Source organism: Lysinibacillus sp. (assembly GCF_032093475.1).
Taxonomy (GTDB): Bacteria; Bacillota; Bacilli; order Bacillales_A; family Planococcaceae; genus Lysinibacillus; species Lysinibacillus irui.
Map to the genome: position 1 here is coordinate 1 of NZ_DAMDAY010000017.1, position 9,499 is coordinate 9,499.

At 38.3% G+C, this 9,499-nt stretch carries 8 protein-coding genes; 7 read left to right on the plus strand and 1 reads right to left on the minus strand.

Annotated elements, in window-relative coordinates:
* Nucleotides 1–118: 118 nt before the first annotated feature.
* The 6 genes from RT445_RS06105 (at nt 119) to RT445_RS06130 (ending at nt 8,260) form a co-directional block, all read left to right on the plus strand.
* A complete protein-coding gene (locus RT445_RS06105; RefSeq protein ID WP_274795525.1) occupies nt 119–1,255 on the plus strand; it encodes an acyl-CoA dehydrogenase in 1,137 nt (378 codons plus the stop codon).
* Between the two features lie 3 nt (nt 1,256–1,258).
* Complete coding sequence (locus RT445_RS06110; RefSeq protein WP_274795526.1) at nt 1,259–1,891, plus strand: TetR/AcrR family transcriptional regulator; 633 nt, start codon at nt 1,259–1,261, stop codon at nt 1,889–1,891.
* A gap of 93 nt (nt 1,892–1,984) precedes the next feature.
* Nucleotides 1,985–5,233 carry a fused isobutyryl-CoA mutase/GTPase IcmF gene (icmF, locus tag RT445_RS06115; protein WP_274795527.1) on the plus strand — a complete coding sequence of 1,083 codons (3,249 nt, stop codon included), beginning with the start codon at nt 1,985–1,987 and terminating at the stop codon, nt 5,231–5,233.
* 142 nt (nt 5,234–5,375) lie between these two features.
* Entirely contained in the window at nt 5,376–5,534 is a 159-nt protein-coding gene (locus tag RT445_RS06120; RefSeq protein WP_274795528.1) for a hypothetical protein, read from the plus strand.
* 153 nt (nt 5,535–5,687) lie between these two features.
* Entirely contained in the window at nt 5,688–6,227 is a 540-nt protein-coding gene (gene rpoE / locus RT445_RS06125) for a DNA-directed RNA polymerase subunit delta (RefSeq protein WP_274795529.1), read from the plus strand.
* A 440-nt stretch (nt 6,228–6,667) separates the two neighbouring features.
* Nucleotides 6,668–8,260 carry a CTP synthase gene (locus tag RT445_RS06130; protein WP_274795530.1) on the plus strand — a complete coding sequence of 531 codons (1,593 nt, stop codon included), beginning with the start codon at nt 6,668–6,670 and terminating at the stop codon, nt 8,258–8,260.
* A gap of 51 nt (nt 8,261–8,311) precedes the next feature.
* Here RT445_RS06130 and RT445_RS06135 read toward each other — a convergent pair whose 3' ends face one another.
* Nucleotides 8,312–8,842 (minus strand): DUF2529 family protein, encoded by a 531-nt coding sequence (locus tag RT445_RS06135; protein ID WP_274795531.1) that lies wholly within the window; start codon nt 8,840–8,842, stop codon nt 8,312–8,314.
* Nucleotides 8,843–8,997: 155 nt separating this feature from the next.
* Here RT445_RS06135 and RT445_RS06140 point away from each other — a divergent pair, with 155 nt between their 5' ends.
* Nucleotides 8,998–9,357, plus strand: coding sequence for a response regulator (locus RT445_RS06140; RefSeq protein ID WP_274795532.1), 360 nt, complete (start codon nt 8,998–9,000; stop codon nt 9,355–9,357).
* The last annotated feature ends 142 nt before the right edge of the window (nt 9,358–9,499 follow it).

A 9,499-nucleotide genomic window follows, 5' to 3' on the forward strand; every position in this document is an offset into this window, starting at 1 on the left:
TGTGGAGACCGGCTCCAAATTGTGAGAAATCCGCTCAAAGCGATCGAAATCCTTCAGCCGACATAACAGCATACAGGTAGCTACAGAACAGAGTCTAATTAAAAAGGGGAAATGGACAATGAACTTTCAGTTAACAGAAGAGCATGAACAATTACGTGAAATGATTCGTGATTTTGCGATAAATGAAGTGGCGCCAACAGCGGCAGAACGTGATGAGAATGAAGAATTCGACCGTGCTATTTTCGATAAGATGGCAGAGCTTGGGTTAACGGGTATTCCGTGGCCTGAGGAATATGGTGGCGCAGGATTTGATTACCTTGCGTATGTCATTGCTGTCGAGGAATTATCACGTGTTTGTGCTTCAACAGGGGTAACGTTATCGGCACATACGTCATTGGCAGGCTGGCCACTTTACAAGTTCGGTACAGAAGAACAAAAACAAAAATATCTTCGTCCAATGGCTGAAGGAAAACATATTGGAGCTTACGGCTTAACAGAACCAGGATCAGGTTCAGATGCAGGCGGCATGAAAACATATGCAAAACGTGATGGCGATGATTATATTTTAAATGGCTCAAAAATCTTTATTACAAACGGTGGAGTGGCGGATACATATATTGTATTTGCTGTTACTGATCCAGAGGCAAAACATGGTACATCAGCATTTATCGTAGAAGCTGGATTCGAAGGTTTTTCTGTAGGTAAGAAAGAGAAGAAATTAGGGATTCGTTCATCTCCAACAACAGAAATTATTTTTGAAAACTGTCGTGTGCCAAAAGAAAATCTACTAGGTGCTGAAGGGGAAGGCTTTAAAATTGCTATGACGACACTAGACGGTGGACGTAATGGTATTGCGGCTCAAGCTGTAGGAATTGCGCAAGGAGCACTTGATGCAGCAGTTGACTACGCAAAAGAACGTGTACAATTTGGTAAACCAATCACTGCCAATCAAGGTGTATCCTTTAAATTAGCAGATATGGCTACTCAAATTGAGGCTTCTCGACTTCTTACATACCAAGCGGCTTGGTTAGAGTCTAATAACCTACCGTATGGGAAGGCATCTGCAATGGCGAAATTGATGGCTGGTGATACAGCAATGAGTGTAACGACAGAGGCGGTTCAAGTATTTGGTGGCTATGGTTATACAAAAGATTATCCGGTAGAGCGCTTTATGCGTGATGCCAAAATTACACAAATTTACGAGGGTACGCAGGAGATTCAACGTCTAGTAATCTCGCGTATGTTAACGAAATAATCGATGACTGAAAAAGATAAAAGGCCCCAAGTACAGTCAACCGTAAAAGATGAAAATTTAATCGCCATTCGTCGTGAACAAATGATTCAGGGAGCTATTAAGTTATTTAAAGAAAAAGGCTTTCACCGTGCTACGACGAGAGAAATTGCAAAAGCTGCTGGCTTTAGTATCGGTACGTTGTATGAGTACATTCGAACTAAAGAAGACGTTCTTTATCTTGTATGTGATAGTATTTATCACCATGCGATGGAGCGACTTTCGAGTTACGAGATTAAAGCGGGAACTATCGATGAGTTAAAAGAAATGATTCGAGAATATTTCCTGCAAATTGATAGCATGGTTGATGAGCTAACAATCATGTATCAAGAAACCAAATCATTATCAAAAGAAGCACAACGCTATGTATTTAGTAAAGAATTTGAAATGGTTGCTACATTTGAGCGATTGCTACAGCGTTGTGTACAGTCTGGAGAATTAACAATGACAGACAAGCAAATCCATTTAGCAGCCAATAACTTAGTTGTATCAGGACAAAGTTGGGCGTTCCGCAAATGGGCATTACATCGTCAGCATTCAATTGAAGAGTTTATTGATATGCAAATTACATTGTTTATTTCAGGCATAAAGGGGTTCTAATATTTCGTAAGGGGTTTGTCGGTAATTGCATACAGCGACATTGCAATTGCCGGCTTTTTTCAATTCATTAAGGGGAGAGAGTGAGGATTTCATATGACAAAGGTAGAAGTATATCGTCCAAAAAATCATGTACGTTTTGTGACAGCATCGAGTCTTTTTGATGGACATGATGCTTCAGTCAATATTATGCGACGCATTTTACAATCGAGCGGTGTGGAAGTAATCCATTTAGGTCATAACCGCTCGGTTGAAGAAGTCGTGAATGCTGCGATACAAGAAGATGCACAAGGTATTGCTGTTTCTTCTTATCAAGGCGGACATATGGAATACTTTAAATATATGTATGATTTACTGCGTGAAAAAGGAGCACCTCATATTAAAATTTATGGCGGTGGTGGAGGGGTAATTTTACCTCGGGAAATAAAAGAGCTTCATGCATATGGCATTGCAGGAATTTTCTCACCAGAGGATGGCCGTGTATTAGGGCTACAAGGAATGATCAATGAGCAAATTAAAGGAACAGACTTTCCTACTGCAACAGGTAACTATTTAGAGAAATTAGAGGCATTAACAACAGATACGCCAGAAATTTTAGCAAATTTAATAACAGCAGCTGAGTCAAATGATGATGAAGCTACGAAAGAAATGTTGGATGAGGCACGAAAGCGTTCTAAAGGTACACCTGTAATGGGGATTACAGGAACAGGTGGAGCAGGGAAATCTTCTTTAACAGATGAACTAATTCGCCGATTCTTAAAGGAATTCCCAGATAAACGTGTAGCCATTCTGTCCGTTGATCCAACAAAGCAAAAAACGGGTGGGGCATTACTTGGGGATCGAATTCGTATGAATGCTATCTTCAATAACCGTGTTTACATGCGTAGTTTAGCAACTCGTGGCTCACGTACGGAATTATCAGCATCGATTGGTGATGTTCTAGATGTTGTACGAGTAGCAGGCTATGATTTAATCATCGTAGAAACAAGTGGTATTGGTCAAGGTGATGCTGAAATTACAAAATACACGGATCTATCTATGTATGTGATGACAAGTGAATTTGGTGCACCAACACAGCTTGAGAAAATCGATATGATTGATTTTGCAGATGTTATTGCTATTAATAAATTTGAGCGAAAAGGCTCAGAGGATGCATTACGCCAAGTTCAAAAACAATATCAACGTTCAAGAGAGCTTTGGGAAGAATCACTTGATGCTATGCCAGTATACGGTACGATTGCTAGTCAATTTAATGATAAAGGGACCAATGCATTATTCGCAGCCTTAGTAAATATTATTAATGAGAAAACAGGCTACAATTGGGAAACGAGCTATGAGCAATTTGCTAAGACACAAAAGCAAGATGTTATCATTCCAAATGACCGTCGTTATTATTTACGGGAAATTACGGATACAGTTCGTGGCTATCATAAAAAATCAGAACAGCAGGTGGCATTTGCCCGACGTCTGTTCCAATTAGAAGGGGCCATGGCAGCAGTTAAGGAAAAGGCGCCAGATGATGCTCTTGTCGCATCGCTTGCTTCTTTAGCAGAAGGTGTTAGGGACGAATTAACAGCAGAATCCAAGCGTATATTGGATAATTGGCAAGCTTTAAAAGAAGCCTATGCTGGCGATGAGTTTGTGACAAAAGTTCGTGATAAAGAAATTCGCACAATCTTAAAAACAACCAGTCTTTCTGGTACGAAAATTCCAAAAGTAGTATTGCCAAAGTTTGAGGACTACGGTGAAATATTGCGTTGGGTTTATAAAGAAAATGTGCCTGGAGAATTCCCATATACAGCAGGAGTTTTCCAATTCAAACGTGAAGGTGAAGATCCAAAGCGTCAATTTGCTGGTGAAGGCACGCCAGAGCGAACAAATAAACGCTTCCACTATTTATCGAAGGATGATGATGCAAAGCGTTTATCTACAGCATTTGATTCTGTTACATTGTATGGGGAGGACCCAGATTACCGACCAGATATTTATGGTAAGGTCGGCGAATCAGGTGTATCAATCTGTACACTAGAAGATATGAAAAAGCTTTATGCAGGCTTTGATTTATGTGCTCCTTCTACATCTGTTTCCATGACAATTAATGGTCCAGCACCTATTATTTTAGCCATGTTCATGAATACAGCAATTGATCAACAAGTACAATTGCGTGAGAAAGAGTTAGGACGTACTTTGACAGTTGAAGAGTTTACGGAGACACGTGAGAAAACATTGCAGGTTGTGCGTGGAACAGTGCAGGCTGATATTTTAAAAGAAGATCAAGGGCAAAATACATGTATTTTCTCAACTGAATTTGCTTTACGTATGATGGGTGATATTCAGCAGTACTTCATTGATCATAAAGTGCGTAACTACTATTCAGTTTCTATTTCCGGCTACCATATTGCAGAGGCTGGAGCAAATCCTATTTCTCAATTAGCCTTTACCTTAGCAAATGGCTTTACGTATGTAGAGTATTATTTAAGTCGAGGCATGAATATTAATGACTTTGCACCAAACCTATCGTTCTTCTTCTCAAATGGATTAGATCCTGAGTATACAGTTATTGGACGTGTTGCTCGCCGTATTTGGGCAATTGTTATGCGTGATAAATATAGTGCGAATGAGCGTGCTCAAAAGCTGAAATATCATATTCAAACATCTGGTCGTAGTCTACACGCACAGGAGATTGATTTTAATGATATTCGTACAACACTACAGGCATTAATGGCTTTACAAGATAATTGTAACTCATTGCATACTAACGCCTATGATGAGGCTATTACTACGCCTACTGAGGAATCAGTGCGCCGTGCGATGGCTATACAAATGATTATTACGAAGGAACATGGTTTAGCGAAAAATGAAAATCCGCTACAAGGTGCGTTTATTGTAGAAGAGTTGACAGATCTTGTAGAAGAAGCGGTCCTTGAAGAATTTGATCGTATCAATGATCGTGGTGGGGTGCTAGGTGCGATGGAGACGCAGTACCAACGAGGTAAAATTCAAGAGGAGTCCATGTACTACGAAATGCTAAAGCACTCTGGTGAGTTACCGATTATCGGTGTCAATACTTACTTAAATCCAAATCCACCTTCAGATGCAGATATAGATAATATGGAAATTGCCCGTGCCTCAACTGAAGAAAAGGAAACACAAATTCACAATTTACAAGCATTCTGGAAGGCGCATGAAGGGGAAAGTGAAGCAGCTATTGCACGTTTACAAGAAGTTGCTGTCAATAACGGCAATATTTTTGCTGAGCTGATGGAAACAGTAAAAGTAGCTAGTTTAGGACAAATTACGAAAGCCTTATATGAAGTAGGTGGACAATATCGTCGTAACATGTAATGGTAGTTCAAAACTTCATCATTTCTAATAGTTTTATTTAATTTTTGTAACTCAAGCATTTAGTGTCTAGTCTTTAGATTAGGCACTTCTTTTTATTTTCGTTATAATAGAAATGTAAAAAAAAGGGGAGGCGCGGTAGAGGATGAAAGCAGTAATTCACTACATAATTATATTAGCTTTAGTATTGGGAGCCTTTTTCCTGTATAATAAGCAAATTGGCGCTATTCCTTTACTACTATTATCTGTCTATTTGTTTTATCTTGGAATAAAAAAAATGCGTAATATAAAAAACAGTAATTGAAGCTAGCAAAGGGGCTAAAACTTTGTATATAATGGGTATTATGCTTATTGTATGGAAAGTACCTTTTGCGTGGCCTTTTTTGCTGCGCTTGGAAAATAAAGCACCATGTAATTTTAATACGTCCATTGTGATGAGGGAAAGGAAGTGCACGAATTGAATTTTCGTGAAATGACAAAGGAACAATTAACAGAAGAATCGTTAATTAACTTAGCTTATGCAGTTTTAAATGAAAAACGTGCCTCAGTGTCTTTTAATGATTTGCTAAAAATAATTCAAGAACTTGTAGGCTATAGTGATGAAGAAATGAAATCCCGTCTACTACAATTTTACACAGATATCAATATAGATGGCCGTTTCTTATATAATCAAGAAACAGGTTGGGGCTTACGTGAATGGTTTAAAGTTGAGCAAATTGAAGAAGAAACAGCACCTTCAGTTAAGACTCAAAAGAAAAAATCTAAAGCTGCGTTTGATGAGGATGAGGACCTTGATGATGTAGATCTAGATGAAGAGGATATTGATTTTGACGAAGACTTCGAAGAGTTCGTTGATGAAGAAGAACTTGATGAAGAAGAAGAGGATAAAGAAGATATCGATTTTGATGATGATGAATTAGAAGACATTGATGAAGAGATCGATGAAGACTTTATTGATGAAGAAGAAGAGTTTGAGGAAGAAGAGGAAGAGATCTAATACAGTACTCTTAGAATTTTCTTTCTTTTAAGCTCAATGTAAAAAATCTTGACTTCTACCACGGTTCCGTTTAATCTTTTACTTGGGCTCCTTAAAAGAAGGAGAAAGACCGTGTATATAATACGCTCCCCCTGCAAACCTATGCAGGAGGAGCGTTTTTTTGTTTTTAACTTTTATTCAGTTTAGTTCTCCCATGCTTTTAATACAGCTATGAATATAAATGTTTTTATTTATTCATGATGTAAGTAAACGGTACTGAATAGTTGTTAGAGTTTTAAGGTTTAAAGGAAAGTGAAAAGAGATAGAACCGATTACAGCTTCGAATCGACTACGTTTTGTAGACATTCTCGGCTTTTCTTTTTTTAGGGTATTAGAATGTAAGTTGTTTTGAACCCTAAATGATTTAGTGATTTAAGTACATCATAAGGAGGAATTTATTCATGACGAAGTATATTTTTGTAACAGGTGGGGTTGTATCATCTCTTGGAAAAGGGATTGTTGCAGCATCTCTAGGTCGTTTATTAAAAAATCGCGGTTTAGAAGTTACGATTCAAAAATTTGACCCATATATCAATATAGACCCAGGTACAATGAGCCCTTATCAACATGGTGAAGTATTTGTAACGGATGATGGTGCTGAGGCTGACTTAGACTTAGGACACTATGAACGTTTCATTGATATTAACCTAGGAAAACATTCTACAGTAACTTCAGGTCGCGTTTATCAATCTGTTTTACAGAAAGAACGTCGTGGAGATTATAACGGTGGAACAGTTCAAGTAATTCCTCATATTACAAATGAAATCAAAGACCGTATCCAACGCGCTGGTCGTGAAACAAATGCAGACGTTGTTATTACAGAGGTTGGAGGAACAGTAGGTGATATTGAATCATTACCATTCCTTGAAGCAATCCGCCAAATGAAAACAAATTTAGGGCATAACAATGTAATGTATATTCACTGTACACTTATTCCTTATATTAAAGCAGCTGGTGAGCTTAAAACAAAACCTACACAACATTCTGTAAAAGAATTGCGCTCTTTAGGAATCCAGCCAAACATTATTGTTGTACGTACAGAACAAGAAGTACCACAAGATATGAAAGAGAAATTAGCATTATTCTGTGATGTTCAACCACATGAAATTATTGAATCTCGCGATGCTGAGCATTTATATGAAGTACCATTAAACCTTCACGCACAAGATATAGATGATATCGTTCTTGATCATTTTGGTATTGAAGCTCCAGAGGCAGATATGGAAGAATGGCGCGAACTTGTAGAAAAGGTGAAGAACTTACCAAATAAAAGAAAGGTAGCATTAGTAGGGAAATATGTAGAACTACAAGATGCTTACATTTCAGTAGTTGAGGCATTAAAGCATGCAGGTTATGTATATAATTCTGATATTGAAATTGACTGGATTAATGCAGAACACGTAGATGCAGATAATGTTGCTTCACTTTTAAAAGGTGCAGACGCAATTTTAGTACCAGGTGGCTTCGGTGATCGTGGTGTGGAAGGCAAAATTTTAGCGACACAATATGCACGTGAAAATGATGTACCTTTCTTAGGTATTTGTTTAGGTATGCAATTGGCCACAGTAGAATTTGCTCGTAATGTCCTTGGCCTAAAAGGTGCACATTCTACAGAGCTTGATGCCAATACAGAGTATCCAATTATCGATTTCTTACCTGATCAAAACGATAGTGTTGATATCGGTGGTACATTACGTTTAGGATTATATCCATGTAAATTAAAAGATGGCTCTAAAGCAAGCACAGCTTACGGCAAAGAGCTTGTTTATGAGCGTCACCGTCATCGCTATGAATTTAATAATGAATACCGTGAAGCAATGGAAGCAGCTGGTCTTGTCTTCTCAGGTACAAGCCCTGATGGCAAATTGGTTGAAATTATTGAGCTACCAGAAAACAATTTCTTTGTAGCATGTCAATTCCACCCAGAGCTAGTTTCACGTCCAAATCGTCCACAACCATTGTTCCGTGATTTTATCGGTGCAACATTTAAATAAATTAAAAAGAGTTGTCTCGTTTATTGAGACAACTCTTTTATTTTGAATAGCTTACAGTTCTTCCTCGTCAAAGCCGAGCATTTCGTCATAAGCAATTTTTACTGCCTCGTATACAAAAAGGCCAGCCATTGCATGAGGAACAACAATTCGTTGTCCTAAATCATTTGGTAACAACCCGCCTTTGACACGTGTAGAGATATACGTATAGGCCAAATCTGCAAGAGGATTTTCTGCATCGGCTAGTTCACTAGCTACAGCAGCAAAAGGAATAAAACGTTTATTTAATTCTTGGGCTAAAGCGAGTGCCTCCGGATCTTGTGCACTACGTGTAAAAATACAAACGCGGTCGGCTTCTGTTAAGCTTGTATCCGAAGTCCATGGAGCTAGCTTGTTAAATGGTTCGACTGCTTGGAGTGCATTGAACTCTACAACTTGCATTTCACCAAAGCAGATGAAATATACGTGACCCTCACCAATGGCTGCTTGTGCAAGTAGCCTTGCTGTCTCCTCGATGGCATCCTCTTCATTTTGGGTTATTCTTTGTAATAATCCACTTAATTGTGTTGTTAGTATTTTTGACATGTTTCCACCTCTATCAATATTATAGAGGTGGAAAAGATAGAAAGCAAAAGCAGATAATTTATAATACTAGAAGGTATTAAGCTGAAAAAGGAGAATTATACATAATAACGAAAGTATTTGTGTAAGACTAAAAATAAAAAAGGGCGGAATGCGATGTGAAACGATTACTTATTGTCGATGATCAGCAGGGGATTCGTTTACTTTTAAATGAAGTGCTGAAAAAGGAAGGTTATATTACATATTTAGCGGCTAATGGTTCAGAGGCATTAAAGTATGCAGATGAGCAAAAAATGGATTGTGTTTTATTGGATATGAAAATCCCTGGTATGGACGGTATTGAAATTTTGAAGCGTTTAAAAGAAAAGTTTCCAAAGCTCCCTGTCTTTATGATGACAGCCTATGGCGAGTTAGATGTGGTAAAAGAAGCTTTAGAATTAGGAGCTATTCGTTACTTTACAAAACCATTTGATATTTTTGAAGTACGTGATGAGGTAAATAAAGCTTTACAGGTGTAAAAAGCAGGCAGTGGACACACGGCCTGTTTTTTTCTGTCAGTTGCGTTGCGTTGCACTCCGCTTTCGTGTAGAAAATAATAGCCCCTGCTTTTCAGGGGCTTGGCCTCCGTTTCGTTTCACTGCACTGCGGCTGACACTGTCG